Source organism: Sphingobacterium spiritivorum (assembly GCF_016725325.1).
Taxonomy (GTDB): Bacteria; Bacteroidota; Bacteroidia; order Sphingobacteriales; family Sphingobacteriaceae; genus Sphingobacterium.
In genome coordinates this window covers 2,814,484-2,841,077 of sequence record NZ_CP068083.1, presented here as the reverse complement: position 1 = coordinate 2,841,077, position 26,594 = coordinate 2,814,484, and the positions used below count along the sequence as shown (strand labels likewise).

The window sequence follows — 26,594 nt, the reverse complement described above, 5'->3', positions numbered from 1 at the left end:
TAATCCTTTTTAACATACAAAAATCAAAATACGTTACAAAGATAATGGTATAATTCGAATTATTTTTGCTTTAGTTCAGGCATTTATTACTGTACCATATTGAAATTAGTATCATCTGCTGTTCGCGATGAATTAATAGAATATACTTCAATTTAAATTTTAGCGTGTAGGATATAAAAGAAACTATTCTTTTTTTTCATGCAAATGCTGTAATTCAGGATCATTGTTAATCCGCTCCGTTTCCCTGTTTATAATATGAACAATGTCTGATTTTATCTGACGGTAATTACGCTCAATATCCCGTTTCATATTATCCATTCCATTTTCATCAATAAAAGATAAGATGTTCGGTATCTTCTGATACGCTTTGGTTTCGGCAGCTACCTTTTCATTATCTACAACAATTTCAGCGTGAAATATCTTTTGTTCGATGCGCTCATCGAAGTTGTCAGATACAGAGCCGACAAACAGACCCTGTGTAAGCGTTGAAATTTTGGAAGCAGGGATAAGGCTGTCTAATTGTGTGGATATAGAGGTCGATTTATCGTTACGGTTGATGGTCATGCTCTGGCGTTTCTGTAATACTTTTCCGAAGCGTTCCGAAAGGCTTTTTGCTGTTTCGCCAACCACCTGACCGCTGAAAATATTACCTACCGTATTTTGAATTACTTTGCTTTCCTTATCGCCATAATCTCGGGTTAATTGCGAAAAATCCTGAAAGCCCAAACACACAGCAACCTTATTACTACGGGCAGTGGCTATCAGGTTGTCCAAGCCCCTGAAATATATCGTCGGCAATTCGTCTATGATAACCGAACTCTTTAACTGCCCTTTCTTATTAATGAGTTTGACAATTCTCGAATTGTAGAGTCCTAAAGCTGCGGAGTAAATATTTTGTCTGTCGGGGTTATTACCTACACAAAGTATCTTAGGTTCTTTGGGGTTGTTGATGTCCAATGAAAAATCATCGCCTGTCATTACCCAATACAACTGCGGTGATATCATTCGTGACAAAGGGATTTTAGCCGATGCAATTTGTCCCTGCAACTGGTCTTGTGCTCCGCCTTGCCAAGCATCCATAAATGGTGAAAGATAGTTTTCCAAATCAGGATACGAAGTTAAAATGGTAAATACATCCGAATACTTTTTATTCAGCAATTCAATGGCGTGTGGAAAGGTGCAATACTTACCATTCTCGTAAATTTTTAAAAACCAGATGATAGCCGCTAAAAGAATAATTGGAGATTCGACAAAGAAATCTCCTTGTTTTTGTATCCAGCTTCTGTTGAGGTTCAACATAATCGTGTAAGCGGCTTCGTAAGCATCGGATATGTCAGTCATAAAATCTGGATTGAGCGGATTGCAACGATGGCTCTTGCGTGGATCGTCAAAGTTGATGACGTAGAACTTTGGTTTTATTTCGTACTTATCCTGATGTTTCAATAAATGATTATAAGCAATAGTAGAAAGGTCGTCAAACTTGAAATCGTAGATATACATCGAAAAACCTTTTTCAATTTGTTGCTTGATATAATTGTTAACGACGGCATACGATTTACCAGAACCCGGAGTCCCCAAAACAATCGTTGCTCTGAAAGGATTTACGATATTGATCCAGCCCTTGTGTTCCTTTTTATTGTACCAAAATTTAGTAGGCAGGTTTACGGAATATTCATTTTCCATCAATTTGGTTTCCTGCATAAAACTTTCGTTCTCCATATTGAAAACATCATCCATCAGGTTGTTTTTCAATAACCTGCTTATCCAAACCCCAGCCATCAGCAAAGCAATATAACCTAGTCCGATAGTCAGTATATAAAAGAATGTGCCAATGATGGGCGACAACTTTAACAGTGGTGTATTCAGAAAGAACAGCAAAAAACCAATTCCCAAAGCCACGTAAATCTTTGACCAGGTTATCTTCTCGTTCTTCACGCCTTTGGTTCCCAAACAGCTTAAAGCCAATAACACGATTGCAAATACTTTGGTATATAAAGTATGCGAAAACAAACCGGCTGTTCGGTCAAAATTCCCTAATATTTTATTGATTACTTCTAGTGTCCAGCCACGTTCCATAAAGAAACCATAACAAAACCAATAAAGATGCATCAGTACTAATAGAATACTAACTGCTCTCATAAAAGCCATTATTTTGGCTAAACCTCTTAAATCGTCTTCTCCTTGCATTATTTTTAATTTTAATGTTCGGGCGTGAATTTAAAGACTATAAAGATTGGCTTTGGAAAAGTGGTAGTGGATGGCGGTGAGTGGCAGGGTTCGGCTGGGTCTAAGAGGTATAGCTTCTATACCCCTTTTATATAGTAATATTTATAGGTAGTAAAATAAAAATACTTTAGTTATATCGACCTTCTTTTGTTTTATACCCGTTAGCAACATTTTTTGTTTTGCTGAATAGGTGGACAAGGAACATTTCCATAACTACAATAAACACAACAGTCGCCTTGCTTTGGTTTAAGAACATGTTTGCACTTTTCACATTCGTAAAAATATTGGCAAGCATCTGTCGGCATTGTTTCTTCTTTCTTGTGTCCGCAGTTGGGGCAAGTGATTATTGATTGCAATTTGATTTCCATTTTAATTTTAATTTTTCGCGGTTACAGAATACCCTGTTGAGTTTATTGCTTTTTCAATTTCAGAAATATTTGTTTTCGAGTTGTCAAACTCTACGATTGTATTTCCATTTTCATAAGAAGCTTTTAGATTGACAATCCCTATCAATTTATTCACTTCGTGATTTATGTGTTCTTCACAACTTGCACAAGTCATTCCGCTAATCGTAAATTCTACTTTTTCAATATTGGATTTGTCCACTATTATGATTTGCTTTTCTGTCTTTGGGTAGAAAACACTTGAATAATATGGAAAAGCAAGCATTACTATTGCAAATGATGTTACAATTCCTAAAAACGTTTTCGACTGAATGAATTTTGGTTTTTCTGCTGTTTCACAATTGCAATCAATTTGCTTTTTAGGCTTTAACTTTTGATACCAAGCAAAACCAAGAACCAAAATTGTCAAACCGATAAAATACGGTCTGAAAGATTCAAGCCAAGAAAAAGTGGAGGCAAGTCCGCTTGTTCCTGCAATGAGAGCCAAAACTGGTGTAACGCAACAAAGTGAAGCTGCAATTGCAGTCAAAAGTCCTGCGCCGATAAGTTTGTTGTTTGTTTTCATATTGCTTCTATGACTTTGTTTTCATCAAGTATTTTAAAAAACGGTTTTAGCAATTTTTCATATTCCTTGGTCAATGAATAAAAAATAGTTTGGGCCTCCCTGTCTGTTTCTACTAGATTACGGTCTTTAAGTTTTCGTAAATGTTGTGAAACTGCCGAGATTGTCATTCCAAGAACGTCGCTTATATCGCAAACACAAAGTCGTTTTTCTTCGTAAAGTAGGAAGAGAATTTTAAGTCTTACGGTATTTCCTGCCAATTCAAGCCCATTCGATAAATAATCAAACGAATCGTTAAGCTCTAAAACCCGGTCTTTACAGCGGTTTATTTGTTCAATGTCTGCTTGTTGACGTATACAAGAATTATTACCCATAGTGCAAATATAGTTAATTCGTTTATTTAAGCAAATGCTAAAATACAATTTAACAAATCGTTTTAAAAGCAGATTTTAATTCCAAAAGATGACTTACTATAGTCTTCTTTTCTTTTTCTTCATCCTATTAGCAAAATCCTGTTCCTCGTAATCTTCCCCCTGTGCTTCAGGTATGAGCAAACCTCCAAAGGCTTCTATCAAACCGTCTTCGTGTTTTTCAGTATTTAAGAAGTCGAACAAATGATGTGGTTCTTCCGCAGGTAAATCCTCCGTATCAGTTGGTTTGGACAATTTTGGTAGGGGTGCAACTGGCTCTTTAATCTCCGCTTTGATATTATTGTTCCAATAATCATTAAAGGTATTGGCAGAAAGTTCTTTTGCCAATCGTGAACCGTTCCAAACGCTTTTAGAGTTGTGGTCAATGAACGACATACCGTAAATTCGTCCGGTATCGTTTCTGCGTATCACTACATTGATACCTTGCTCGCCTAACTGTTTTTTAAAGCTCAATTCGTCAACCGTTGATTGCAGGGCAATGGTAACGGCTGATTTTAAAGTCTGTTTGGTTGCGGTATCTTTCAGGGTTGTTTTGCATTTCGCAAAATGCAATTCCAAAGCCGGAAGCCCTGCGTTCTTTCCGAAAAACGAAGCCTTGAACGGATGTCCTGCTTTTTCGCCTTTCTCATTCAATGGAATGTACAATAAACCCTGCTGTGCCTTTCCGTGTAATTCTCCCTCCACTTTCTCGGTGGTAATATTGAACAGGGAAAGCAAAGCATTGTATTCTCCCAAAGTTTGGTATTGATAATAGTTCGGCAAGTGGCGAATGACCGAAGCAATCTGACTTTTTATATCACTTGCCCGATAATCCACCGGACGAAAAACCTTATCATTGTGATTACGTTCTTTGTCCGTTGCGGGTATCAGACCGTGTTTTCTTTCCAGTTCACGGCATACACTCATAGACCGCATTTTCTCAAAACTATCCGAAATTTTCACGCCCTGTTCGTCCACGCAGACCGATACGATATGGATATGACTACGGTCAATATCGGTATGTTTGAAGACCACAAAAGGCTGTTCGCCGTAACCCATTTCACGCATATATTCTTCCGCCATTTCCCTAAACTTATCATCATCTACATTATCCTTGGGATCAGGATTGAGCGAAATATGCAACGTATGTTTCTCGGTATTGCGGTTGGCGATGAGATAAGGAGCAAAAGATTGGGCTAATTGTGCTACGGAATAATGTCCGTTAGCAGTTTCAATTATCTTATTGGCGAACAAAATTTGTCCATTTTCGTTCTCCACTTTGAGCTGATTATATGCCAAGGCTCCGTATAAATTTGCGCTTCTACCAATTTTCGCAATCATTTCTGCTGTTATTTTTTCAGATATTTTACATCAAATTCTTCCGTTATCTGGACAATTTCTTTAAACAAGGCGGTCATTTCAGCCGTATGTTTTTCCAATTTATAGAGATATGCTGCTGCCTTTTTCTCCGAAAAGTTCTTATACAATAGCTTTACGACCTGATTATAATTCACGCCAATAGATCGAAATTGACTGTGAAACGAAGTCAATCGCATATAAAAATCAATTGTTCCTTTGTCTATTTTAACAGATTTTATCGTCTTATCGAAGATGCAAGAGGTTATAAAATGTGCCTTAACCTGCATACCGGACTTTTCAAATAAGTCAAGAAAACGGGCATGCTCTTCCTCATTAAAGGAAATCGTGTACCGGATTTTAGCGGGATCGTTTTTTAGAGGACGCCCGCCCTTTTTTAACTGCTTTCTGCTGTTTTCATTCATCACTAATCCATTTTTAATTCATACAAAACGCCGACTTCGGAGGACGTTTTCTGCCCCCGGCAGGGCAAGTTGTTTTGAGCATCGGAAATCTTTTCGAGATGCTCAAAACACAACTTGCCGTGTTCTGGTGAACACAAAAATCCGCCCTTCGGGACGGATTAAATGTAGCAGGGATAAACGGCTTGATGCCGTTCTGCTTTTGTCCAGTTCCTCAAGATGCCTTTGCATAAATCTGTTAATAAAATTCTATATACAAAGTAAGACACTACTTATGAGAGCATCACAATCAGACACATAGCCAAACACTGCCTTTGGGTGCCAAAGACTACCACCCATCAATAACGAGCCGATTCAATCGCTTTATTTGCCGTATAGTTTTAGTGCAGGTAATAAAAAATGTAATGAGGATAAAAAATAAATTGGGTTTTAGTACAGAAATTTTGGAATAAAAGCATAGGGTTTTAAAAACATAAAACTGTAAAAGCATAAAAGCGGTAAAGCAATTTACAAGTTGTAAGGTTTTCCAGTTGCTAAAAATGATTACCCACCAAGCGGTAATAAAAGCAAATAACAATCAAGAAAATTTCCAAAAGGGGAATACAGGCATATAGGAAATAGGTACTATTTAAATAAACCAATATTCAAACCTGCCAAACAAATAAAATGTGTAACAATAAATCTTTAAATAATGGAAACAAAAAAGAAAACTTTAAAAATTAGTTTTTCAACGCCTAAAGGCGGTGTTGGAAAATCTACTATGACCGCATTACTTTCAAGTGTATTGCATTATCGTTTAGCTTTTAATGTCCTTGTAATGGATTGTGATTTCCCACAACACAGCTTAGCCAATATGAGGGAAAGGGATTTGAAAACTATTATGCAGAATGATTACCACAAAAGAGCTGCAATGAAGTTGTATCAAAGTATCAATAAAAAAGCATATCCGATTATCAGTTGTAAACCGGAGGATGCCTTGTCAAAGGCTTTAGAATACGTAAATCAATCTGCAATAGAGCCTGATATAACTTTTTTTGATCTTCCCGGAACAGCTAATACAAAAGGTGTGCTCACGACCTTAAGAACAATGGATTTTATTTTTTCTCCAATTAGTGCTGACCGTCTAGTTATGGAAAGTACACTGAGCTTTACTAAAGCATTCCTTGGCTTGCCCGAAACGGAGGAGAGTAATGAAGATCAGAAAATGTGGATGTTTTGGAATCAGGTAGATGGTCGAGAGAAAACAGGAATATACGAGGCTTATCAAAGCGTTATTAACGAACTCGATTTATCTGTGATGAATTCTCGGATAATGGATAGTAAACGTTTCAGAAAAGAGACGGACGATACACCGAACAGTGTATTTCGGTCAAGTCTGTTACCTGCCGAACCTCAACTAATGAAAGTAACGAGACTGGATTTATTTATTGAAGAATTTTTAAAAATTGTTAATCTCTAAAATAGTTAAGTATGTCAACAGATAAGAGAAGAAAAGATTTTGATAAGCCCGATGTTGATGAAGAATTAATCATGAATATCATGAGTGGTAATCAATCTGTTACTATACCCGAAGTTATTCAACAACAGAAAATACAGAAGGAAACAAAACCAAAAGCCCGCAATAGCTCCCTAAAGAAGGTGGATTATGAGGAGACATTTCTGGTCAATCGTTTTCCTTCAGGTCGAAACGGAAAGGTCGTTTACATTCGTCCAGAATATCACGAAAGGTTGTTACGTATAGTACAATTAACAAGAGAAGAAAAGACTACACTCTATTCTTATATCGACAACATTCTTGAACACCATTTTAGAGAGTACGGGGACGATATTACAGATTATTTCAACGAACGTTTTAAACCAATTTTATAGTTATGGAAATTGTAATAGTAATATGCCTGCTGATCGTCATTGTCCTGCTTTTGCAGGATAAGATTATCATTAAGAAAAGGTCAAAACAAAAACCTCCGCAAAAGAAAGTCAATCCGGATCTGCCCGATATTATGGGACAGCCCAAACCCGTAGAACGCCTTTCAGTGCCAAACACTGCCAATGAACGCCAGATTGAGGAACCAGAGGTAAATCCCGATAATTTAGACATTGAATACGACGAAAATGAAAACAGGAGTATTCAGATTCCGCAGGAAGAGCTGGATGAAGTTTTTAGCAATCAACCTGATTTTGAAGAAGAGGAAGAAGAATGGAACAGGTACGGAATATCTGGTGGCGATAATGGTTTTGCCCAAGGGGTTACCTTTGAAGAACTAAGCTCCGTGGGGATGTTGCTTCAGCAAGAAAAACTGGAGTCATCTCAAAAGGAAACAGCGATAGCAATCGTTCAGAAAATACAGGGAACCGAATTATTTAGTCTGCTGGAAAATTCTATAGCGGGTGCATCCAGTAAAATTGCCAAGCTATTGGATAGCTCACTCTCATCTGAAACGGAAATCAGTTCTTCCACTTTGCGGAACAATGATTTAGATGATTTTGATATTGGGGAGTTTGTCTGAAACGGAATTATTTTAATTGAGCCTGAAAAACTAAATTTCAGGCTCAACTTATTTTTACATTTACTTTGCCAACTTCAATATTCTGTAAGCCCCTCTTGCTACAATTACAAATACAATAGCTCCAATAATCAAATCTGGATAACTTGAATTGAGCCAATTAACTAAAAGACCAGCAACAATAACTCCCGAATTGATAATGACATCATTTGATGTGAATATCATCGAAGCCTGCATATGCGCTTCTTTACTTTTGTTCTTTTGTAAAAGATAAAGGCAAAATACGTTTGCAATCAATGCTAAAACTGAAACGACAATCATTGTCTTGAAATCGGGCATAGCTTCAATTCCCATACAACGTCTGATTACTTCAACGAAACCTATAATAGCCAGTAAGACTTGGAAGTATCCTGCAAATCTGGCGATGTTGTTTTTTAAAGCGATTGTTCCACCCACGGCGATTAATGCCAATGCGTAAACGACACTGTCGGCAAGCATATCCAAACTATCGGCTACCAACCCCATTGAGCCTGAAAAAACACCGAATAACATTTCCAATCCAAAGAACAGGAAGTTGATAATCAATACGATCCAAAGTAATTTCCGTTGCTTCTTGCTTGTATCTGTTTCAACAACGAAATTACTTTTTTCGGTTGAAACCAATGTCGTATTTAGATTCAGTGTTCCCAGAGCCAAAAAAATTGGCTCTGGGTTTCCATCGTGATAAACGTCTAATTTTCTATTGGCTATATCGAATTCCAATCCTTTTACCGTATCAAAGTCTTGCAGTTTCATACGGATTAATTGCTCCTCGCTTGGGCAATCCATTTTAGTTATATTGAATATGGTTTTTTCCATTTATTTTAAAGCTTAAATTTTATTCCTCCGTTAATCACAAATCCGTCCAAAGGTGCATAAATGTCTTTAAAAACTGGATTGGTTATTGTTCCTGTATAAATGCTGTCAAAGCGTGTTTGTCGGGTGTCGAGGAAGTTTTCAAAGTTGATGTACAGAGAAAATCTTTCCCAAATCTTTTCAGCCATAAATCCAGTAATAAAGTAATCTTTGCCCGTAGTTCCATTATTCAGTTTTTGGCGACTGAAATAATAGGCTTCCAGACCAATTTTCCATTTGTCTTCTATTTCATACATCAGGATGGAATTAATGCGGTGTTTTGGTGTTAAAGGGCTTTCTACAGTCGTTCCATTATGGTGTAATCGGGCATCTGTATAGGTATAACCCAAAAACAATTTCAGGTCATCATAACCAATTTTAATATTGGTTTCTGTTCCTTTGGTATGGATGTAGCCAGGAGAATTAACAAACTGATACAGATTTGCCGAGGAGTTTTCAAGTAACAAGGGATTATCCAAATAGGTGTAAAAGAACAATTGATTTATGCTAAATGACCAATCTTCCCCAATGTAGGTGCGGTAATTGATGTCTGCATTTGCTCCATAACTTTTTTCCAATTTATTGGTCTTGTCGTCAATGGGCATTACATTTTGATATTGTAGGCGTTCGCTTTCTTCCGTAAAAATGGTAGGTGTTTTATAGCCAAATCCACCACCAACTCGTGAAGTTAAGCCCTCGGCAATGTGGAATAGAGCCGAAACTCTCGGTAAGAATACCACCCCATAATCCACAACATAATCCGTTCTAAAACCTGTTTCCAATTGAAACCAATCCGTAGCATTAAAAGAATTTTGTACAAAAGCACCGAATGTAGTCTGATTATAATCTCTCAACGGAGATGCCATAATCTGCTTTTCTTTGAAATTATCCGTCCAAATATTAATACCTGTGACCCATTCCGATTTTTCAGTACTGTTGGTGTAGTTGGCTTCGGTAAAACTTGCTGTTTGTGTTCCCTCAAACTGATAGTTTGGAATGGTAGTATTTCGGTTAAAATAACTTACACTATTTTTGACTTGAACAGTACTGTTTTCATTGATGATATGGTCGAAAATAAATTGTGTGGAATAGCGTTGTGTTTTATTTTCCTCAAAATATTGGTTTGTATTATCTCCATTTCCTTTGATGTAAAGCATATCACCTCCCAAACGGCTCTCGATCGTTGTGTTGATACCGAAGTTCAGTTTCGTCTTTTCATTGAAATAAACGAAGAGCTTCGGATTCAGTACATAGCGTTCGAATTGTGGAATAGCGGATAGTCCGTTCTTAGCAGGATCATAAGCTGCGTTACGGTTATGGGAAGCAAATATAGTTGTTCCAATTTTATTAAACCTTTGTCCATAAAAGCCGTTTATATCCAAACCCCTGCCGGATGTTCCATTGAGGTGAAAACCTAAATCTCTCTCATAGGTCGGCGTTTTGGAAATCAGATTGACCAGTCCAGCTATTGCTCCGCCTCCATATAGTGTAGATGTAGAGCCTTTGATGACTTCTACTTGTTTGAGGTCAAGTGGTGGTATCTGTAACAAACCCAATCCACTTGAAGCACCTGAATAAATGGGGAAACCGTCTTTCAGGATTTGTGTATATCTTCCATCAAGTCCCTGAATACGAATACTTGCATTGGCACTGGTAGGCGAAGTGGTTTGTACGTGAATACCTGTGCTTTCCGCTAAAAGCATACGAATATCTCCCGGTTTCATGTTCCCTTTTTCGCCCAGTTCTTCACTTCCAATAAATTCAATACGGGTAGGGATATTTTGTATACTCCTTGTGCTTCTTGTGGATGAAATGACAACTTCCTCTAACTCCTCTGAACTTTCTTTGAGTAAGATTTCAATAGGACTGTTGTCAGCTAATGGAAATTCCAATGTATCTATATAGTCGTTAAAACCGATATAGCTAAAATGTATTTCCTGTATCCCATCAGGAATATTTTCTATTATGATGAGACCGTTTTCGTTTGATGTAGCGGCAAGCGAGGTTCCTTTTATAGATGCTGTCACTCCAATCAAAAGATTTTTGTTTTCACTGTTTCTAATAACAGCATTTAAAGTGTTTTGTGCAAATACACAGAGATTTAGTGTCATAAAAAATGACACAAAGACTATTTTTTTCATTGTATAAAAAAACATTAATGTTTGAAAAATGAGAATTGACGGTTTGTAGCACCGTAATCTGTTATTGTGCCGAAGACACTAAAAACATTAATTAATCTTAGGGGGTTGCCAAATGGAAGAGAGGAAGTCTGAAACAGCTGACGCTGTTATTACACCTAATTTCTTTTTAGGTTGTTGGACATAATTGGATGTTAAAGCATAAAAGGAAGTAATTACAAATCCAGTACAGGTATTGCATTTAGAAAAAGGCGAGCAACATTCCATACCGCAATCGTCGCTATCTTGTTCTTGACTATTTGTTGTTTGATTCACTAGGTCAAAACATTTATCTTCCATAAAGCTTGGCAAGGTCGATAAGACCAAAACCATTAATGCTAATATGTACGACAAGGATTTCATTTTACGAAGATAGTAAAAACCTCTCTCTTCCTGTCAACACCTCTCTATTTTCTTTAGCAATTCAGCCACCCACAGCCAAACAATTCCTCTCACTGCCACTTTGTTATCACGCCTTGATTTCTAAAACACCTTTGTCCCGAAAGTCCGCAAGGTGCGGGATAACAGTAACAAATTAATGTGTTTCAATTATGAAAAAACAAAGTAAAAAAGTTTTGCTGGCAGCCGTAGCAATGCTGTCAGGAATGGGTGCGTTCGCACAGGGAAACGGGTCGGCAGGTATCAACGAGGCTACCCAAATGGTAACGTCTTATTTCGACCCTGCCACCCAACTCATTTATGCGATTGGGGCGGTTGTCGGCTTAATCGGAGGTGTTAAGGTGTACAACAAATTCAGCTCGGGCGACCCCGACACATCGAAGACGGCGGCTTCGTGGTTCGGTGCGTGTATCTTCCTGATTGTTGCGGCTACTATCCTGCGTTCATTCTTCCTGTAAACCTCTGCCTTATGAACAGTTATAACATTAACAAAGGCATTGGCAGGACAGTGGAATTTAAAGGGCTGAAAGCCCAATACCTGTTCATATTCGCTGGTGGTCTGCTCGGTACGCTCATCTTCGTGATGATATTGTATATGGCTGGCGTAAGTAATTACGTCTGCCTGTTTCTCGGAGCTGGCGGTGCTTCGCTCATTGTATGGCAGACCTTTTCGCTGAACCGAAAGTACAGAGAACACGGACTAATGAAAGTAGGTGCGAGAAAACGACACCCTCGCTACATTATTTGTCGTAAGCCTGTACGCAGGTATTTAAAATTCACTCCTAAACCGAAAGCCGTATGAGAAATGTAGCCAAAACAACCACATTGGAACATAAGTTTCCACTCTTGGCAGTAGAAAACAACTGTATCCTGTCCAAAGATGCGGACATAACCGCCTGTTTTGAAGTACGATTGCCTGAGCTGTTTACGGTAGCATCGGCTGAATACGAAGCTATTCACTCCGCCTGGCATAAGGCGATTAAGACATTACCCGATTTTACAGTCATTCACAAGCAAGATTGGTATATCAAAGAAAGCTACACTCCCGATTTGGCACAGGAAGACCAGAGTTTTCTTTCCAAAAGCTATCAACGGCATTTCAACGAACGACCATTCCTGAACCATTATTGCTACCTGTTCCTGACAAAAACGACCAAGAACAGAATGCGTATGCAAAGCAATTTCAGTTCGCTTTGCAAGGGTACGCTTATTCCAAAGGAAATCAATAAGGAAACGATACATCAATTTATGGAAGCGGTCGCACAGTTTGAACGTATCGTGAATGATAGCGGTTTTGTAAACCTGCGACGTTTGACCGAAGACGACATCATCGGAACAGACGAAAAACAGGGATTGCTGGAACAATACCTTACACTTTCGAGAGAAGCCGGAACACCAATGCAGGACATCGCATTAGGAGCGGAAGAAGTGCGTATCGGCAACAAAAGGCTGTCTTTGCACACCTTGTCCGATACGGACGACCTGCCTGCAACTGTTTCGGCTGATACCCGCTTTGAAAAGCTATCTACCGACCGGAGCGACTGCCGTTTGTCGTTTGCTGCACCCGTAGGGTTGTTATTGAGCTGTAACCACATTTACAATCAGTACCTATTCTTGGATAACAGCGAGGACAACCTGCAAAAGTTTGAGAAATCTGCCCGTAATATGCACTCTTTAGCCCGTTATAGTCGGGCGAACCAAATCAATAAGGAGTGGATTGAGAAGTATCTGAACGAAGCACACAGCTTCGGGCTATCTTCTGTAAGAGCACACTTCAATATTATGGCTTGGTCGGAAGACCCTGCGGAACTCAAACAGCTAAAGAACGATTGCGGTAGTGCGTTGGCACTAATGGAGTGTAAGCCCCGCCACAACACGACAGACGTTGCCACATTGTATTGGGCTGCAATGCCAGGCAATGCTGGCGATTTTCCGAGTGAGGAAAGTTTCTATACGTTTATAGAACCTGCCTTGTGCTTCTTTGCAGAAGAAACGAATTACCACAATTCGCCCTCTCCGTTCGGTATCAAAATGGCGGACAGGCTTACAGGAAAACCAATCCATTTGGATATTTCCGATTTGCCGATGAAACGTGGGATTATCACGAACAGAAACAAGTTCATACTTGGTCCGTCAGGTTCGGGAAAATCTTTCTTCACTAACCATATGGTACGCCAATATCACGAACAGGGTGCTCACGTTCTACTCGTAGATACGGGTAACAGTTATCAGGGATTATGCGAACTCATCAAAGGAAAAACCAAAGGCGAAGACGGTGTTTACTTCACGTACACCGAAGATAACCCGATTGCGTTCAATCCCTTTTATACCGATGACGGCGTGTTCGACATCGAAAAGCGGGAAAGTATCAAAACTCTGATACTCACTCTTTGGAAACGGGACGATGAACCGCCGACAAGGTCGGAAGAAGTAGCATTGTCCAATGCTGTTTCCGGTTACATCGAACGTATCAAACAAGATGATACTTATCCGTCATTTAACGGCTTCTATGAGTATGTAAAAGACGACTACCGCAAAGTATTGGAGGAGAAACAAGTCAGGGAAAAAGATTTTGACATTGCCAATTTCCTGAATGTTCTCGAACCCTATTACAAAGGAGGAGAATACGATTATTTGCTCAACTCCGATAAGCAGTTAGACCTTCTTTCCAAACGCTTTATCGTGTTTGAAATTGATGCGATAAAAGACCACAAAATCCTCTTTCCCATAGTCACGATTATCATTATGGAGGTGTTCATTAACAAAATGCGCCGACTGAAAGGTATTCGCAAACTTATCCTGATTGAAGAGGCTTGGAAAGCGATTGCAAAAGAGGGAATGGCAGAATACATCAAGTATTTGTTCAAAACCGTGCGTAAGTTTTTCGGAGAAGCCATTGTCGTAACACAGGAGGTCGATGATATCATCCAGTCGCCCATTGTGAAAGAAAGTATCATCAATAACTCCGACTGTAAAATCCTTTTAGACCAACGCAAGTATATGAACAAGTTTGATGATATACAGGCAATGTTGGGGCTTACCGACAAAGAAAAAGGTCAGGTACTTTCCATCAATATGAACAACGATGCAAGCCGCTTGTACAAAGAGGTTTGGATTGGTTTAGGTGGTACGCACTCGGCAGTCTATGCCACCGAAGTTAGTTTGGAGGAATACCTCGCCTACACCACAGAGGAAACCGAAAAGATGGAAGTGATGCAGCTTGCTGCGGAACTCGATGGTAACGTAGAACTCGCTATTAAGCATATCGCAATGCAACGGCGGGACAATTCAAATCAATAGTCATTAACAATTTAAAAAATCAGAACAATGAAAAAAGTAATGTATCTGGTGTGTACGGCACTGATGCTCGCCGTAGCACCGTCAGCAAAAGCCCAATGGGTTGTAACCGACCCCGCTAATTTGGCTTCAGGGATTATCAACAGTGCGAATGAAATCATACAGACTTCTTCCACCGTGAGTAATGTGATAAAGAACTTCAACGAAGTAAAGAAAGTGTACGACCAGGGCAAGGAGTATTACGACAAGCTGAAAGCTATCAACAACCTTGTAAAAGATGCCCGTAAGGTGCAGCAAACCGTACTCTTGGTGGGCGATGTGTCCGAAATGTACGTGCAGAACTTCGGCAAGATGATGAACGACCCCAATTTTTCGCCACAGGAATTGGTCGCTATTGGCAACGGTTATTCGGCACTGCTCAATGAAAGTACCGAACTGCTGAAAGAACTAAAGCAGATTGTAACCTCTTCAAGCCTTTCGCTGAATGACAAAGAGCGTATGGACATTATTGACCGTGTGTACAAAGAGGTAAAGGATTACCACAGCCTTGTACGCTACTACACCACTAAGAACATTTCTGTGAGCTACCTAAGAGCGAAAAAGAAAAACGATGCCCAAAGAGTGCTTGAACTCTACGGAACTGCTAACCAAAAATACTGGTAAACTATGGAATGGGATAATCTTCACGAACTCCTGCGATCGCTTTATGACGATATGATGCCGCTTGCAGGCGATATGGCGGCAGTAGCTAAGGGTTTGGCGGGATTGGGAGCATTGTTCTATGTAGCATTAAAGGTTTGGCAGGCTTTAAGCCGTGCCGAACCTATTGATATGTTCCCTCTGCTGCGCCCGTTCGCTTTGGGGCTGTGCATTATGTTCTTCCCGACTATCGTACTGGGAACCATCAATGCAGTGTTAAGCCCGGTGGTTGTAGGAACCCACCAAATACTCGAAGACCAGGTGATTGACCTGAACAAGCTGCAACAGCAGAAAGACCAGTTGGAATATGAGGCAATGGTCAGAAATCCTGAAACTGCCTATATGGTATCAGACGAAGAGTTTGATAAGAAACTGGACGAACTGGGTTGGTCGCCGTCCGACATTGGTACAATGGCGGGTATGTATATGGACAGGCAAGCCTACAAGATTGAAAAGGCGATAAAGGACTGGTTTCGCAATCTATTGGAAATACTCTTTCAGGCGGCGGCTTTGGTCATTGATACCATACGAACGTTTTTCCTGATAGTCCTCTCCATACTCGGACCAATAGCCTTTGCTATTTCCGTATGGGACGGCTTTCAGTCCACGCTCACGCAATGGCTCACGAGGTATGTAAGCGTTTACCTGTGGCTTCCCGTTTCGGATTTGTTCAGCTCAATGTTGGCAAGAATACAATCCCTCATTTTAGAACGGGATATAGCAATGCTTGCCGACCCCACCTACATTCCTGATACGAGCAATACCGTGTACATCATTTTTATGATTATCGGCATCATCGGGTACTTCACTATACCGACAGTAACAGGTTGGGTAATCCAAGCCGGAGGCGCAGGGAACTTTACCCGCAATGTAAACTCCACGGCAATGAAAGCCGGAAATATCGCCGGAGCAGGCGCAGGTTCGACAGTTGGAAACATCGGCGGTAAACTGATGAATAAATAAACAATTAATCATTCTAAAAAATGGAATTTAAAACGCTAAGAAATATCGAAAACAGCTTTAGGCAGATAAGGTTATATGCCATTGTGTTTGCGGTTCTCTGCACCAGTGTGGTAGGATACGCCGTATGGCGTTCCTACCGCTTTGCAGAAGAACAACGCCAAAAAATCTATGTACTGGATAATGGTAAATCCCTGATGCTTGCCTTGTCGCAGGATGCAAGCATCAACCGCCCGGTTGAAGCAAGGGAACACGTCAGACGTTTCCACGAACTGTTCTTTACGCTTGCCCCCGACAAGAATGCTATTGAAAGCAATATGAGCAGGGCATTCAACCTTGCCGATAAAAGTGCTTTTGATTACTACAAAGACTTATCGGAAAAGGGCTATTACAGCAGGATTATTTCGGGGAACGTGCAACAACGCATAGAGGTAGATAGTGTCGTGTGCAACTTCGACAACTACCCGTATGCAGTGCGCACCTATGCCAAACAGTTCATCATCCGGTCAAGCAATGTAACCAGACGTAACCTGATTACTTCCTGCTATCTCGTTAACTCCGTTCGCTCTGACAACAACCCGCAAGGTTTCAATATTGAAAAATTTGCAGTCGTGGAAAACAGGGATATCGAAGTCATCGAACGCTAAAAACAATCTTATGGAAGCATTATCAGATTTAAAAACGTTCGCAAAAATCCTTACAGACAAAGGATATAACGGCTATTTCCATACGCAGGGTGCGTATGCCAGAAAGCTGAAAGACAGTATCAGCGAATACCTCAAAAGCTGCCAAAAAGGTGCAGACAATTTACCTAAACAGGATTTATTTCTGACAGGCTACCTACAATGGTCGGGTGATGACAAGCCCCGTGTAGAATGCAGTATGTGGGTAAAATACCTGAATGGCAAATTTTCGCTTAGCCGTATGGAAATAGCCAAGAAAGACGGCTTCGGGCAGTTGCTTAAAAAATCAGAACTGGCAAACCTGTCCGTCATATCTGCACCCAAATTAACGGAAGCGGTCGCACTGGTCAACGATGAGCCAAAGCAACAGGCGGGTAAAAGTCCTAAGCGTTTCAAGCTGTAACAACAAATAGTAAGGCTATGAAAAAATTAAGAGCAAATATGGACAGGTACTTTGACCGGCTCGATGAACGTTGGCGGGCGTTGCCTTTGCGCAAACAGCGCCAATATACGCTGTACTTCTTTGTGGTTTACCTACTGCTCACCGTAGTGGTCATTGGCAAAGTGATGTACGACACCTCAAAGTCAGGTAACAATATGGTCATTAAACATATTGAGAACCCTGTCCTTAAAAATGGAAATCCTGCAAGGTTGCCGGATAGTGTATCAACAATTTTAAAAAATCAGATTTATGAAAGAAAATGAGAACAAAAAATCGGTTGTTCGGGTAACGGAGGGGAACCCGAATGAAACTGCTGATGTGTTGCAAGACGGCGCACAGAACAAAGCCGACAAACTCAAAAAGCCACTTATATTCCTTTTAATGGGAGTGGTATTTCTCGGCTGTATGTACCTGATATTTAAACCGTCGAAAGACAAAAAGGCGGTGGAGAACATCGGATTAAACGATGCCGTACCACAGGCTACCGGGGCAGGAATGCCTGCCGATAAAGGCAAGGCGTATGAACAGGAAATGCTCGAACGCAAAGAGCAGGAAAAGCGCAATGCACTGACCACGCTTTCTGATTATTGGAATACTGAAGACAGTGCATCTGCTGACAATGAAGAAGGTTTACCTGAACAAGATGAAGAAAGCAACGGCTTTGGCGGTGGCGGCAGAAATTCGGGAAGAAACGGTAATCATGGATTGAACAGCTACAGAAATATGCAAAGCACATTGGGTTCATTCTATCAGGATAATAATTCTGAAACAATGGAACTCCGCAGGCAACTGGACGAAATGAAAGAAAAGCTGGCCGAGAAAGATGTGCCACCTGTGGCCACCGTTGACGACCAACTCAAATTAATGGAGAAATCCTATGAAATGGCTGCAAAGTATCTTCCGCAAAATGCTAACACCGGAAATGCTGCTCCTGCCAACGGTGCAACTACTGGGGCTGCGGGTGCTAACCAAAAAGAGCAATTTGTATCGTTCACACCAACAAGAAAGAACATTGTATCAGCCTTGTACCGTGAACCGTCGGACAGTGCCTTTGCAGCCGATTGGAGCCAAACAAAAAGCCGCGGGTTCTATACCGCAGGTTCTACTGAAGAGGTAGTACAGCCTAAAAACAGCATCAAAGCCTGTGTAAACGAAGCCCAGACAGTAGTTGGCGAAACGGGTGTGCGCTTACGACTATTAGAGCCTGCTAAAACCCCGCAACGTACCATTCCCAAAGGAACAATTGTAACGGCTAATGCAAAATTTCAGAATGGCAGGCTACAATTAAAAGTTACCTCCGTAGAACTGGAGGGCAACATCATTCCGGTAGATATAATCATTTACGATTTGGACGGGCAGCAAGGCTTGTACGTTCCGTATTCGCCGGAAATGAATGCACTTACCGAAATGGCGGCCAATATGAGCCAGACAGGGGGAACAAGCGTAATGCTCACGCAGAATGCCGGACAGCAGGTAGCGGCTGATTTAAGCCGTGGCGTGGTACAGGGTATCTCAGGCTATTTCGCCAAGAAAGTAAGAACGCCAAAGGTTACACTGAAAGCGGGCTATCAGGTCTTTCTTGTATCTAAAAAATAATGTTGAACTCAAATAAATAAAACAATGAAAAATCATTTAAAAACCTTTTGGGCTTTTGCCCTGATACTCGGCTTTGCCGTAAACTCTTACGCACAGGACACCATCAGAACGCCGCTTGCCCTGGGCAAGATAGAACCGTACCGTATGGAAGTAACTTACGATAAAACTTCGCACTTGATTTTCCCGACCGCCATTCGTTATGTGGACTTGGGCAGCGAATACCTGATAGCAGGAAAAGCCGAAGATGCAGAAAACGTGTTGCGTGTGAAAGCATCTGTAAGGGACTTTGAGCCTGAAACCAATTTTTCCGTTATCACGAATGACGGTCGTTTTTACAACTTCAACGTGTATTACAGTTCCTACCCGGCGGCAATGAGCTATGACCTGCTCACGATGCAGAAAGCGGTAGATAAAGCCAATGGTAACGATGTGCTTTTTGAAGAATTGGGCAACAATTCGCCCTCGCTGGCAGGCTTGCTACTGGAAACCATTTACAAGAAAGACAAACGCATTGTAAAGCATATTGGAGCTAAGAGCTTCGGCATTCAGTTTATGCTCAAAGGCATTTACATCCACAACGGCAAATACTATTTGCATACGGAATTGAGAAACCGTACCAATGTGCCATTTCAGATTGATTTTGTGAATTTCAAGGTAGTGGATAAAAAGGTAGCCAAACGTACCGTAGTACAGGAACGTCCGATGATACCGCTACGCACTTACAAACCATTGGACGAGATCGGTGGAAAAACCATCGAGCAAAACGTGTTCATGTTAGACCAATTTACCATTGCTGATGACAAGGTATTACTGATTGAGATTTTCGAGAAAAACGGTGGCAGGCATCAAACACTTCAGATAGAAAACTCTGATTTAATCAAGGCTCGTTTGATTAACGATATGCACCTGAAATTTTAATAACCCTTTAAATAAGATAGCAATAAAATGAAAAAGTATATCTATACCGTGATGCTTGTTTTAATGGGCATCACAATGGCACAGGCACAACGAATGCTGCCTAAACAGAAAGGCTTGGAAATAAGCACAGGCGTATTATCCAATGATAAGATTGGCAATGATTATTACATCAGTGTAGCGATGACTGTAAATGGTAAAAACGGCAATTACCAGCTTTGGGCATTGGAATATACACACCAATACCACGACTATAAAGACCTGCGCATACCGCAGGAAAGTTATAGTGCCGAAGGCGGTTACAGTTTCTACTTGTTGGGCGATGCCCGAAAAAACATCACGCTGAATTTAGGAATAACAGGCGTAGTCGGTTATGAAAGCATTAACCGGGGCGAAGCTATGTTGTATGACGGATCGAAGATACTGAGCGAGGACAATTTTATCTACGGAGCTGGTGGACGGCTCACATTTGAAACGTACCTGTCCGACCGATTTGTATTAGTCCTGCAAGGGCGTACAAAAGTCCTTTGGGGTAAAGACTTAGAACAGTTCCGACCGTCCGTAGGTATGGGATTAAGGTTTAACTTTTAAAACAGAAAACAATGATAGCAATATTCAATAATTTCAGAATAGGATTACTGCCGATATATGTATTCCTGGCAATCCTCACAGCTTCGGTTACGTTGGTATCTTGTAGCAAAGATGATGAACTCGAAATACAAAAGGACTTTCCTTTTGAGGTCAAAGTGATGCCAGTGCCTAAATATGTTGCCAACGGCCAGACGGTAGAGATCCGCATTACAATACAGCGAACTGGAAATTATAGCAGCACGCAATATTTCCTTCGCTACTTCCAGTTTGACGGAAAGGGCACACTTAGGTATTACGATGAGCCGCCGTACCTACCTAATGATCTGTATGAGTTACCAACCGAGCAGTTCCGTTTGTACTATACTTCGGCATCTGCAGTATCTCAATCCTTTGAGGTTTGGATTTCGGATAACTTCGGGAACGAAAAGCAGATAACTTTTCAGTTTAACAGTAGTGATTAATACAGCATGTCAATTCATAAAAAACGGCTTATTGGATTGGTAAGCCGTTTTTGTATTGAATACGCATCGTTCAGGGGCTAAACAAATATTTTTTTGTAAATTCAAATAGTGGAAATAAACTATGGTTGCATCACTCGTTATAGGTATCATATTTTTGGTTGCAGGCTTGGTACTTCGTTACTGGATTAACCGTAGAAAGTTTTACAGGCGCAGCTCTATGGGAACTGAGGGGTTCTCATCTTATGAAAGTTCGATTTTCATTAAATTGATTGAAAAGGTTGGCAAATGGATAGCTTATGCGTTGATTATATTTGGGCTGTTGTCGTTATGGGTTTATTCCCGTGAAAAAAAGGAAAAACAGCAGCCTGACGTAACAACCGAACAACCTGCCCAACGCAGATAATTATTACAGAATTTTAAAAGCAAATCGGATAGCCCAAAAGGTTATCCGATTTTTTATGACTACAAATCCGTACAAATAAAAGAAGAGAGCCTTAACGGCAAATATATTTCATCTGGGCTATGTTTTATATAATCTTCTTTAACATCATCCCACATAAAGCCTGGTCTAACTAGCGTAAAGTCATTTATTTTATTTACTGATTGAACATAGCTGTAACCCCACGGAGATTTGTAAATAATTTGACCTTGAACTGCCAGTGTATCGAAGTTTTTTTCTGCAAGTTGCTTCATAACTTTTTTAAATGCTGGACAAACTTTGTAATAAAACACCATCAGATTCTGTTCAAGTCCTTTGGTTCGCTGTTTTAGGTCAGAAATTCTAAGATTGATTTTAATTTGCAAATCATCAAAATTATTTTCAAAATCATCAATATTTTTCCACCCTAAATAATGAAGCGTGTTTAGAAGCATTGAAAAAAAGTAATGCATCTCGCCATCTTTCCAATAATTGTTTATCAGGCAAACAATCGTGTTTACAAGTGCATCGGCTTTTAATTCCTCAACTTTCTTTTTTGTATAATCAAATTCGTATTCTTTAAAGCCTGTTCTTGCCAACATTAAAAAGTCGCCTATTAAGTTTAAACAACAACCTTTCACATTATTGTTGTCATAATTGTTGCTAAACGGAAGATAGCTAAAGAAATGTTGCTTTTCTTGCTCGTCGTATTTTTCTGTTTTGCCTCCATATTCAAGTATCAGCTCAAGCGTTATCAAATATTTGGTTAAGTCTGTTAATGTGGGTTTATAGTTTTGGGGTCTATTGTTACCATAAAGAAGTTCTTGCTGATTATAATACAGATTATCAAAATAGCTTGTCAATTTTCTTTTTTCAGACTTTAGCAACGCAAAAGAAAGATTACGAACTATTTTTACTTCGTTTTTCTCATTGCCATCAATGTTACCTAAATTTTCTTCCTGTTCATCAATGCTAATATCAATCTGTCTGTTTATGGACAGAGATTTTGAGTGAATGAATTTTAAAACATCTAAAACCCGAAGCGAAAGAGAAGAAAGCAAAAGACTTTTCTCATACGCAGAATGCTCAATTGGTTTGTAAGAAGAAAGGTCATACAGCTTTTCGGGCTCGTTGTTTCCGTCTCTTTTTGCATCTGTAGTTTTACGGCTATTCAGAATACTTGCACTTTCTTCGTTTTCCGTTTCATCAATTATCGCATAATGCAACAAGTCGAGAACTTTGCTTAGTTCTCCATTTTGGATTTCGCTGTAAATCCTTTCTATGTCTTCAGTTTTAGGATTTGGATGGGTTTTGGCAAGATGAAAATAATCAGACACCAAAAGTTTGTTTGATACAAATTCATCCTCCATATTAGCCAATTGAACGTACTGAAAACTACCTAATTCTGCATTGAGTTTTACTTTTAGTTCTTGCTCAAACTTCGAGAATGTTTGGGAATGAAAATATCGGTTCTCTTTATCAAAAAGCATAAATTTAAACGGTTCTGAGAAATTGCCATTTAAGTGAATTGTAAGCTCATCATAAATCAATTCTGCGCTAAGAAGTTGAACCTGAAATTTATTATTCTTGATTATCGTTTCATAAATGGATTTATGAGCTGTAGAAGTAAAATCTGAAAGTTGTTTTTTGTTGCCAACTTTCAATTTTATGCCTAATTTATTAAGCAAGCCACCTTTTTCAGATCGTATAAGAAGTGAAACTTCTGCATTTGCATTTTTTCCTGCTAATGCCAAGCCCTCCGGTGTTATATTGGCACTTCCGAAAAGGCAAAATTCTTTACCATCTTTTGTTTTAATATGGATAATCTTTCCGTGAAGTTTAGAGTTTGAATTATCAGATTTCGAATATTGAACTCTACTGATACCAGCATTGCACCAGTCGTAAAATGAAAATGTTTTACTTAAATCCATTGCCGATGGAATAAAACCACTTTCTTCTAAAACCACATTAATATCTGCTTTTGGGAAAAGATTTTTAAGCTCTTGCAGTACCTTTCCTTTGCTATCATAAAATGGAGAAATGGTAGTAATTTCAACAATTTTTTCGTTGCTAATATGTTTTAATAGCTCATTCCAAATCGAAGAGGTTTCGGAATTGAATAAAAAAGCAACTTTCTCTTTTTGTGAAGTATTTAAAAATTCAAACGGTTTTACTGCTGGTAATTCATTAAGCCATTTTGAATGTTCAATTATCCACCTTGTGGTCTTTTCATTCATCTGACCTTTAACTGTTGATGAAAGCATCGATAAATAATTCCAAGCAGATGAAAATATTGGGGCGTTCTCGGTCGAACGAATATCAAAATGATATGCTCCCCAAATTTCATCGTTGTTTCCATTTCCCGAATTGGTAAGATTTCCTGAACCAACAATTAATAAACCCTCCTTATCGCCAAATAGCATCCAGATTTTTGGATGAAATACTGAATTTTGAAAAACAGGATAAAGTGAATAACCGGCAGTAAGTTGCATTTCTTCGCCAGTGGCTTGTCGCATCAACTCTGAATAATAGTAGCCGTCAATAAAAACATTAATGTTTCTCACACCACACGAACGCAACCATTTCATTGCTTTCATTTCAAAAAAGTAAAAGTCAAAGCTGAAAGTGGTAAGAATACAAGAATGGTATCTTCTGCTTCCAATTAAAGTCAAAATGTTTTCTCTTTCTAATGCCATTAGTCAACCAAAAGTTTTGTGTGAAGCGGAGACAAAACCTTTTCCTCGTCGATTACCTGCAAATCAAACATTATGTTTTGCAAAGCATTCATTCTCGGCGATGTATTTCTTGGTGGAAATATGTCGATGAAACGGATGTATTGTTCTTCTATAAAAAATTTATGCGTGGATTGTGAGCCATTACCCATTTTTCTAAGGGCAACCATTGTGTGTCTGTAAATTATTTTGCGTAAAATAAATTGTTCAACAAAATCTTTAAGAATTTCTTTCTCTGCTTTATGAACTGTAAGGATGCCATCAACCATATTTCCATCTCTTTCTGTTCTCTTTCTACTCATAAATTCTTTCAAAGGATGCAATTGTTCTCTATTATTTTTGAACAGCTGAAGTAAAAGCATGAAACCGTATTTACCAGCAAGAATTGGGTCGTTGGTTTGGTTGATTGCTCTTTTCGTTTCCTCTTCGTCGTTCGTATCTGGAATGAGTGATAAAATTTCTGAAACTAAAGATGTGGGCTGTATTGATTGGTTAAAATCTTTGCAAATTTCTTTTGAGATGCTATCCGAAAACTTCTCAACAAAAGACGGCAAATATTGGTCTTGTTGAAAATCGTAAAGATGTTGCAGCAATGCCCAAAATATTGTTCCGCAACTGTATTGCCAATATTCATTTAGTTGATAGCAATACCAACCGATGTTTGTTTCTGTTTCGGGTTGAGTGCTTGAACCTAATTTTTTATGATAGCTTTCGAGCAAAAATTTATACCAATTATAGTCATTATCGTTTTGAACCGCTGTTTTTATTAGCGATAAAATGGTTTCTCTTCTATGAAAAGTCACCAATTCTTCAACTTCTTGGCTTGGCTCATCTTTGTCAAGGAGCATTTCCATATACAATTGCCATTCACTGCTTTCAGTTTCTATAGTCTCAATCGCAAAATATTTGATTAGTTCTGGTATATCCGATTGGTAAAGCTTTCCTTTTTTTATGTTGCTGTAAAATAACTCTTTTATTTGGGGGGATAATGATATCTCAAAAGCATTAGCTAATTGTTTTCCTGAAACTTTTTGTCTGGGATGTGGTTGGCTTATATTGTAAACAACGTCTCCAAAATCATTTACCGCAGTAATAATTAATGAAAGAGCTTGCATCGCCCCATAATAATATTGCCCAAAAGCACCGGACGGATATTTCCAATACACATTTTTGTCTGTACCGTCTTTATCAGCCCCCTCAGCTAAATCAAAATAATCATTTTCAATCGTGTTGAGTAGGTTTGATGCGAAATTACTTCCTGTAATTTGCTGAACTGCTTTCCGCTGACTTTGCATTATGATAGCAATCATTAACTCAGCCCTGCGAATAAAGCGGTATTGCTCTTTTGAATTTCCCTTTTTCTCTGTTTTAAAGTAAAAATCTAATAACCAGCAATAAAAGCCATAGTACCGCAGTCGATTAGTCAAGTTAGAAATTCCGGGCAACATCGTTGCATAAGTTGCCTCTGAAGTTGTCTGAAGCCCTAATGGGTCAAGTCCTGTAATTAAATTTATTGATGCTCCCCAAAACGGATAGTTTGATTTGCCTTTTTGTAATAATGCCATTTAAAAATTCTTATTGAATTTGTTATTAACCTATAATTTTCAAATTTACAAAATAAACTATGCTGAAATTTATCGCGGAGCCAAACACTACCTTTCAGAGCCAAAGCCTGCAACATTTTCTAACGCTATCATAAGCATTTATAAATTCGACTTCCATAGTAAAATTGAGCAAACAATGGAAGTAATTGCAATACAAAAGTCGGCACTAGACGGAATGAAAAATGAGCTAAAAGCACTTTTGGAATTGACCGAAAATGCCACACAGAAATATACGCCCATTTTTAAAGCGGAACAATGGCTCGATAACCAGGAAGTATGTCTGATGATGAACATTACCAAGCGGACTTTACAGACCCACAAAAGCAAAGGACTATTACCGTATTCAAAACTGAACCGTAAAAATTATTATAAACGCTCAGATGTACAGGCTTTGCTCGAAGCCGGACAGCTGGACAATACTACTGAAAATGGATTTATTCACGAATGATAGTGACGATATCATCGCCCACAGGGAAATGATTACACAGCTACGAAATCGTATTGAACAGATATTAAAAAACTACCGTCCTGTAATGAACGGTGAAATATATCTTTCGGGCGAAGATGTGTGCAAGCTGTTACATATCAGCAGACGGACTTTACAGCAATATCGTGATGACCAAATACTCCCATACATCCAGATAGGCGGCAAAATCATTTTTAAGCAAACCGACCTTTTACGGATACTTGAACAAAACTATGTCTGCAATGGACAAAAGAACAAGTAACGGATTTCAAGCAATCATATTTCTATATCGAAACGAGTTTAGTATCTTTGCTATGTAAAATATAGAAATACTTAAAGTGTTTTTGCTTTAAGTCCCACATTGAAAACTGGTAAT

At 39.3% G+C, this 26,594-nt stretch carries 28 protein-coding genes; 18 read left to right on the top strand and 10 right to left on the bottom strand.

Going from position 1 to position 26,594, the window contains the following annotated elements; all coding sequences use genetic code 11:
• Positions 1-183 precede the first annotated feature (183 nt).
• From mobC to mobA, 6 genes are all read right to left on the bottom strand, one after another.
• Positions 184-2,190 (bottom strand): conjugal transfer protein MobC, encoded by a 2,007-nt coding sequence (gene mobC, locus I6J02_RS11800; RefSeq protein WP_198137131.1) that lies wholly within the window; start codon positions 2,188-2,190, stop codon positions 184-186.
• A 197-nt stretch (positions 2,191-2,387) separates the two neighbouring features.
• Positions 2,388-2,594 (bottom strand): GDCCVxC domain-containing (seleno)protein, encoded by a 207-nt coding sequence (locus I6J02_RS21900; RefSeq protein ID WP_002993202.1) that lies wholly within the window; start codon positions 2,592-2,594, stop codon positions 2,388-2,390.
• Between the two features lie 7 nt (positions 2,595-2,601).
• Positions 2,602-3,195 carry a mercuric transport protein MerTP gene (merTP, locus tag I6J02_RS11795; protein ID WP_002993200.1) on the bottom strand — a complete coding sequence of 198 codons (594 nt, stop codon included), beginning with the start codon at positions 3,193-3,195 and terminating at the stop codon, positions 2,602-2,604.
• Entirely contained in the window at positions 3,192-3,566 is a 375-nt protein-coding gene (locus I6J02_RS11790; protein WP_002993197.1) for an ArsR/SmtB family transcription factor, read from the bottom strand. Before I6J02_RS11790 ends, merTP begins: the two co-directional genes overlap by 4 nt.
• Before the next feature lie 96 nt (positions 3,567-3,662).
• Complete coding sequence (gene mobB / locus I6J02_RS11785; protein ID WP_002993196.1) at positions 3,663-4,943, bottom strand: conjugal transfer protein MobB; 1,281 nt, start codon at positions 4,941-4,943, stop codon at positions 3,663-3,665.
• Positions 4,944-4,951: 8 nt separating this feature from the next.
• Complete coding sequence (gene mobA, locus I6J02_RS11780) at positions 4,952-5,383, bottom strand: conjugal transfer protein MobA (RefSeq protein WP_002993194.1); 432 nt, start codon at positions 5,381-5,383, stop codon at positions 4,952-4,954.
• Between the two features lie 688 nt (positions 5,384-6,071).
• Between mobA and I6J02_RS11775 the strand changes: the two genes are divergently transcribed.
• From I6J02_RS11775 to I6J02_RS11765, 3 genes are read left to right on the top strand one after another with little or no spacing between them, the layout of a single operon-like run.
• Positions 6,072-6,839 carry a ParA family protein gene (locus tag I6J02_RS11775; protein WP_002993188.1) on the top strand — a complete coding sequence of 256 codons (768 nt, stop codon included), beginning with the start codon at positions 6,072-6,074 and terminating at the stop codon, positions 6,837-6,839.
• A gap of 11 nt (positions 6,840-6,850) precedes the next feature.
• Positions 6,851-7,249 (top strand): DUF3408 domain-containing protein, encoded by a 399-nt coding sequence (locus tag I6J02_RS11770; protein WP_002993187.1) that lies wholly within the window; start codon positions 6,851-6,853, stop codon positions 7,247-7,249.
• A 2-nt stretch (positions 7,250-7,251) separates the two neighbouring features.
• Positions 7,252-7,887 carry a hypothetical protein gene (locus tag I6J02_RS11765; protein WP_002993186.1) on the top strand — a complete coding sequence of 212 codons (636 nt, stop codon included), beginning with the start codon at positions 7,252-7,254 and terminating at the stop codon, positions 7,885-7,887.
• Positions 7,888-7,947: 60 nt separating this feature from the next.
• On the opposite strand, the gene I6J02_RS11760 is transcribed toward I6J02_RS11765, so the two are convergent.
• Both I6J02_RS11760 and I6J02_RS11755 read right to left on the bottom strand, forming a co-directional pair.
• A complete protein-coding gene (locus tag I6J02_RS11760; RefSeq protein WP_002993185.1) occupies positions 7,948-8,742 on the bottom strand; it encodes a cation transporter in 795 nt (264 codons plus the stop codon).
• 5 nt (positions 8,743-8,747) lie between these two features.
• Positions 8,748-10,919 (bottom strand): TonB-dependent receptor plug domain-containing protein, encoded by a 2,172-nt coding sequence (locus I6J02_RS11755; RefSeq protein ID WP_037459487.1) that lies wholly within the window; start codon positions 10,917-10,919, stop codon positions 8,748-8,750.
• Between the two features lie 587 nt (positions 10,920-11,506).
• Here I6J02_RS11755 and I6J02_RS11750 point away from each other — a divergent pair.
• The 13 genes from I6J02_RS11750 (at position 11,507) to I6J02_RS11690 (ending at position 21,401) form a co-directional block, all read left to right on the top strand.
• A complete protein-coding gene (locus I6J02_RS11750; RefSeq protein WP_002993181.1) occupies positions 11,507-11,812 on the top strand; it encodes a DUF4134 domain-containing protein in 306 nt (101 codons plus the stop codon).
• A gap of 11 nt (positions 11,813-11,823) precedes the next feature.
• Positions 11,824-12,156 (top strand): DUF4133 domain-containing protein, encoded by a 333-nt coding sequence (locus I6J02_RS11745; protein WP_002993179.1) that lies wholly within the window; start codon positions 11,824-11,826, stop codon positions 12,154-12,156.
• On the top strand, positions 12,153-14,654 hold the full coding sequence (locus I6J02_RS11740; protein ID WP_002993178.1) for a TraG family conjugative transposon ATPase: 2,502 nt from the start codon (positions 12,153-12,155) through the stop codon (positions 14,652-14,654). Before I6J02_RS11745 ends, I6J02_RS11740 begins: the two co-directional genes overlap by 4 nt.
• Positions 14,655-14,681: 27 nt before the next feature.
• Positions 14,682-15,314: a DUF4141 domain-containing protein gene (locus tag I6J02_RS11735; RefSeq protein ID WP_002993177.1), complete on the top strand. Its 633-nt coding sequence runs from the start codon at positions 14,682-14,684 to the stop codon at positions 15,312-15,314.
• Positions 15,315-15,317: 3 nt separating this feature from the next.
• Positions 15,318-16,313, top strand: coding sequence for a conjugative transposon protein TraJ (gene traJ / locus I6J02_RS11730; RefSeq protein WP_002993175.1), 996 nt, complete (start codon positions 15,318-15,320; stop codon positions 16,311-16,313).
• Positions 16,314-16,333: 20 nt separating this feature from the next.
• Positions 16,334-16,957, top strand: coding sequence for a conjugative transposon protein TraK (gene traK, locus I6J02_RS11725; protein WP_002993173.1), 624 nt, complete (start codon positions 16,334-16,336; stop codon positions 16,955-16,957).
• 10 nt (positions 16,958-16,967) lie between these two features.
• Positions 16,968-17,396 (top strand): hypothetical protein, encoded by a 429-nt coding sequence (locus tag I6J02_RS11720; protein WP_002993172.1) that lies wholly within the window; start codon positions 16,968-16,970, stop codon positions 17,394-17,396.
• A 17-nt stretch (positions 17,397-17,413) separates the two neighbouring features.
• The gene (locus I6J02_RS11715; protein ID WP_002993171.1) at positions 17,414-17,698 is read left to right on the top strand and encodes a hypothetical protein; all 285 of its coding nucleotides are present in this window, start codon (positions 17,414-17,416) and stop codon (positions 17,696-17,698) included.
• Positions 17,685-19,031, top strand: coding sequence for a conjugative transposon protein TraM (traM, locus tag I6J02_RS11710; protein WP_002993170.1), 1,347 nt, complete (start codon positions 17,685-17,687; stop codon positions 19,029-19,031). The genes I6J02_RS11715 and traM overlap by 14 nt, the downstream gene beginning before the upstream one ends.
• Positions 19,032-19,055: 24 nt before the next feature.
• Positions 19,056-19,949 carry a conjugative transposon protein TraN gene (gene traN / locus I6J02_RS11705; protein WP_002993169.1) on the top strand — a complete coding sequence of 298 codons (894 nt, stop codon included), beginning with the start codon at positions 19,056-19,058 and terminating at the stop codon, positions 19,947-19,949.
• A gap of 27 nt (positions 19,950-19,976) precedes the next feature.
• The gene (locus tag I6J02_RS11700; protein ID WP_002993168.1) at positions 19,977-20,537 is read left to right on the top strand and encodes a conjugal transfer protein TraO; all 561 of its coding nucleotides are present in this window, start codon (positions 19,977-19,979) and stop codon (positions 20,535-20,537) included.
• Between the two features lie 11 nt (positions 20,538-20,548).
• Positions 20,549-20,998 carry a DUF3872 domain-containing protein gene (locus tag I6J02_RS11695; protein WP_002993167.1) on the top strand — a complete coding sequence of 150 codons (450 nt, stop codon included), beginning with the start codon at positions 20,549-20,551 and terminating at the stop codon, positions 20,996-20,998.
• Positions 20,999-21,119: 121 nt separating this feature from the next.
• A complete protein-coding gene (locus tag I6J02_RS11690) occupies positions 21,120-21,401 on the top strand; it encodes a hypothetical protein (RefSeq protein ID WP_002993166.1) in 282 nt (93 codons plus the stop codon).
• Between the two features lie 59 nt (positions 21,402-21,460).
• On the opposite strand, the gene I6J02_RS11685 is transcribed toward I6J02_RS11690, so the two are convergent.
• Both I6J02_RS11685 and I6J02_RS11680 read right to left on the bottom strand, forming a co-directional pair.
• Positions 21,461-24,112, bottom strand: coding sequence for a hypothetical protein (locus tag I6J02_RS11685; RefSeq protein ID WP_002993164.1), 2,652 nt, complete (start codon positions 24,110-24,112; stop codon positions 21,461-21,463).
• Positions 24,112-25,713, bottom strand: a complete 1,602-nt coding sequence (locus I6J02_RS11680) for a hypothetical protein (RefSeq protein ID WP_002993163.1) — start codon at positions 25,711-25,713, stop codon at positions 24,112-24,114. Before I6J02_RS11680 ends, I6J02_RS11685 begins: the two co-directional genes overlap by 1 nt.
• 175 nt (positions 25,714-25,888) lie before the next feature.
• Between I6J02_RS11680 and I6J02_RS11675 the strand changes: the two genes are divergently transcribed.
• Positions 25,889-26,200 (top strand): helix-turn-helix domain-containing protein, encoded by a 312-nt coding sequence (locus I6J02_RS11675; protein WP_037459849.1) that lies wholly within the window; start codon positions 25,889-25,891, stop codon positions 26,198-26,200.
• Complete coding sequence (locus I6J02_RS11670) at positions 26,181-26,480, top strand: helix-turn-helix domain-containing protein (RefSeq protein ID WP_002993159.1); 300 nt, start codon at positions 26,181-26,183, stop codon at positions 26,478-26,480. The genes I6J02_RS11675 and I6J02_RS11670 overlap by 20 nt, the downstream gene beginning before the upstream one ends.
• Positions 26,481-26,594 lie beyond the last annotated feature (114 nt).

What these genes read in the sequence shown, in the direction of transcription:
- I6J02_RS11775 (WP_002993188.1), top strand. Translation starts at nt 6,072, where the DNA reads ATGGAAACAAAAAAGAAAACTTTAAAAATTAGTTTTTCAACGCCTAAA.
- I6J02_RS11740 (WP_002993178.1), top strand. Translation starts at nt 12,153, where the DNA reads ATGAGAAATGTAGCCAAAACAACCACATTGGAACATAAGTTTCCACTC.
- I6J02_RS11720 (WP_002993172.1), top strand. Translation starts at nt 16,968, where the DNA reads ATGGAAGCATTATCAGATTTAAAAACGTTCGCAAAAATCCTTACAGAC.
- I6J02_RS11670 (WP_002993159.1), top strand. Translation starts at nt 26,181, where the DNA reads ATGGATTTATTCACGAATGATAGTGACGATATCATCGCCCACAGGGAA.
- I6J02_RS11700 (WP_002993168.1), top strand. Translation starts at nt 19,977, where the DNA reads ATGAAAAAGTATATCTATACCGTGATGCTTGTTTTAATGGGCATCACA.
- I6J02_RS11770 (WP_002993187.1), top strand. Translation starts at nt 6,851, where the DNA reads ATGTCAACAGATAAGAGAAGAAAAGATTTTGATAAGCCCGATGTTGAT.
- I6J02_RS11675 (WP_037459849.1), top strand. Translation starts at nt 25,889, where the DNA reads ATGGAAGTAATTGCAATACAAAAGTCGGCACTAGACGGAATGAAAAAT.
- merTP (WP_002993200.1), bottom strand. Translation starts at nt 3,195, where the DNA reads ATGAAAACAAACAACAAACTTATCGGCGCAGGACTTTTGACTGCAATT.
- traM (WP_002993170.1), top strand. Translation starts at nt 17,685, where the DNA reads ATGAAAGAAAATGAGAACAAAAAATCGGTTGTTCGGGTAACGGAGGGG.
- I6J02_RS11760 (WP_002993185.1), bottom strand. Translation starts at nt 8,742, where the DNA reads ATGGAAAAAACCATATTCAATATAACTAAAATGGATTGCCCAAGCGAG.
- I6J02_RS11685 (WP_002993164.1), bottom strand. Translation starts at nt 24,112, where the DNA reads ATGGCATTAGAAAGAGAAAACATTTTGACTTTAATTGGAAGCAGAAGA.
- traK (WP_002993173.1), top strand. Translation starts at nt 16,334, where the DNA reads ATGGAATTTAAAACGCTAAGAAATATCGAAAACAGCTTTAGGCAGATA.
- I6J02_RS11755 (WP_037459487.1), bottom strand. Translation starts at nt 10,919, where the DNA reads ATGAAAAAAATAGTCTTTGTGTCATTTTTTATGACACTAAATCTCTGT.
- I6J02_RS11745 (WP_002993179.1), top strand. Translation starts at nt 11,824, where the DNA reads ATGAACAGTTATAACATTAACAAAGGCATTGGCAGGACAGTGGAATTT.
- mobA (WP_002993194.1), bottom strand. Translation starts at nt 5,383, where the DNA reads ATGAATGAAAACAGCAGAAAGCAGTTAAAAAAGGGCGGGCGTCCTCTA.
- I6J02_RS11735 (WP_002993177.1), top strand. Translation starts at nt 14,682, where the DNA reads ATGAAAAAAGTAATGTATCTGGTGTGTACGGCACTGATGCTCGCCGTA.
- I6J02_RS11750 (WP_002993181.1), top strand. Translation starts at nt 11,507, where the DNA reads ATGAAAAAACAAAGTAAAAAAGTTTTGCTGGCAGCCGTAGCAATGCTG.
- I6J02_RS11715 (WP_002993171.1), top strand. Translation starts at nt 17,414, where the DNA reads ATGAAAAAATTAAGAGCAAATATGGACAGGTACTTTGACCGGCTCGAT.
- I6J02_RS11680 (WP_002993163.1), bottom strand. Translation starts at nt 25,713, where the DNA reads ATGGCATTATTACAAAAAGGCAAATCAAACTATCCGTTTTGGGGAGCA.
- I6J02_RS11695 (WP_002993167.1), top strand. Translation starts at nt 20,549, where the DNA reads ATGATAGCAATATTCAATAATTTCAGAATAGGATTACTGCCGATATAT.
- traJ (WP_002993175.1), top strand. Translation starts at nt 15,318, where the DNA reads ATGGAATGGGATAATCTTCACGAACTCCTGCGATCGCTTTATGACGAT.
- traN (WP_002993169.1), top strand. Translation starts at nt 19,056, where the DNA reads ATGAAAAATCATTTAAAAACCTTTTGGGCTTTTGCCCTGATACTCGGC.
- I6J02_RS11690 (WP_002993166.1), top strand. Translation starts at nt 21,120, where the DNA reads ATGGTTGCATCACTCGTTATAGGTATCATATTTTTGGTTGCAGGCTTG.
- mobB (WP_002993196.1), bottom strand. Translation starts at nt 4,943, where the DNA reads ATGATTGCGAAAATTGGTAGAAGCGCAAATTTATACGGAGCCTTGGCA.
- I6J02_RS11790 (WP_002993197.1), bottom strand. Translation starts at nt 3,566, where the DNA reads ATGGGTAATAATTCTTGTATACGTCAACAAGCAGACATTGAACAAATA.
- I6J02_RS21900 (WP_002993202.1), bottom strand. Translation starts at nt 2,594, where the DNA reads ATGGAAATCAAATTGCAATCAATAATCACTTGCCCCAACTGCGGACAC.
- I6J02_RS11765 (WP_002993186.1), top strand. Translation starts at nt 7,252, where the DNA reads ATGGAAATTGTAATAGTAATATGCCTGCTGATCGTCATTGTCCTGCTT.